The 1,353-nt window shown below is 55.4% G+C and carries 1 rRNA gene (only partly in view); it reads left to right on the top strand.

The features are described from left to right. Positions 1–1,345: ribosomal RNA gene (locus KNQ08_RS16685) — 23S ribosomal RNA — on the top strand; it begins 1,651 nt to the left of the window's first position. Positions 1,346–1,353 lie beyond the last annotated feature (8 nt).

Below are 1,353 nucleotides of genomic sequence, written 5' to 3'. Positions count from 1 at the left end.
GCGGAGTCCCGTAGGGACGTAGGTCACGATTTCACACTGCCAAGAAAAGCCTCTAGTGAGGGGGAAGGCGCCAGTACCGTAAACCGACACAGGTAGGCGAGATGAGAATTCTAAGACGCGCGGGATAACTCTCGTTAAGGAACTCGGCAAAATGGTCCCGTAACTTCGGGAGAAGGGACGCTCTACATGAGTAGAGCCGCAGTGAATAGGCCCAAACGACTGTTTAGCAAAAACACAGGTCTCTGCTAAATCGCAAGATGACGTATAGGGGCTGACGCCTGCCCGGTGCTGGAAGGTTAAGGGGATGGGTTAGCGCAAGCGAAGCTTTGAACCGAAGCCCCAGTAAACGGCGGCCGTAACTATAACGGTCCTAAGGTAGCGAAATTCCTTGTCGGGTAAGTTCCGACCCGCACGAAAGGCGTAACGATTTGGGCACTGTCTCAACGAGAGACCCGGTGAAATCATAGTACCTGTGAAGATGCAGGTTACCCGCGACAGGACGGAAAGACCCCATGGAGCTTTACTACAGCCTGATATTGAGGCTTTGTGCATGATGTACAGGATAGGCGGGAGACGTCGAGCCCGGAGCGCCAGCTTCGGAGGAGTCACCCTTGGGATACCGCCCTTCATGCATAGAGTCTCTAACTCGCAGCCGTGATCCGGCTGGAGGACCGTGTCAGGCGGGTAGTTTGACTGGGGCGGTCGCCTCCTAAACAGTAACGGAGGCGCCCAAAGGTTCCCTCAGAATGGTTGGAAATCATTCGTAGAGCGCAAAGGCAGAAGGGAGCTTGACTGCGAGACCTACAAGTCGAGCAGGGACGAAAGTCGGGCTTAGTGATCCGGTGGTTCCGCATGGAAGGGCCATCGCTCAACGGATAAAAGCTACCCTGGGGATAACAGGCTGATCTCCCCCAAGAGTCCACATCGACGGGGAGGTTTGGCACCTCGATGTCGGCTCATCGCATCCTGGGGCTGGAGTAGGTCCCAAGGGTTGGGCTGTTCGCCCATTAAAGCGGTACGCGAGCTGGGTTCAGAACGTCGTGAGACAGTTCGGTCCCTATCCGTCGTGGGCGCAGGAAATTTGAGGAGAGCTGTCCTTAGTACGAGAGGACCGGGATGGACGCACCGCTGGTGTACCAGTTGTTCCGCCAGGAGCATCGCTGGGTAGCTACGTGCGGACGGGATAAATGCTGAAAGCATCTAAGCATGAAGCCCCCTCCAAGATGAGATTTCCCTTTGAGTAATCAAGAAAGACCCCTCAGAGACGATGAGGTAGATAGGTCACGGGTGGAAGCATGGCGACATGTGGAGCTGAGTGATACTAATCGGTCGAGGCCTTGTTCTAGCAGATGC

Origin of the sequence: Exiguobacterium sp. s46, from assembly GCF_018618875.1 — a bacterium.
In the GTDB taxonomy this organism is placed as follows: domain Bacteria; phylum Bacillota; class Bacilli; order Exiguobacteriales; family Exiguobacteriaceae; genus Exiguobacterium_A; species Exiguobacterium_A abrahamii.
The sequence above is the reverse complement of the archived record's forward strand: the minus strand, read 5'-3'. Positions and strand labels throughout refer to the sequence as shown.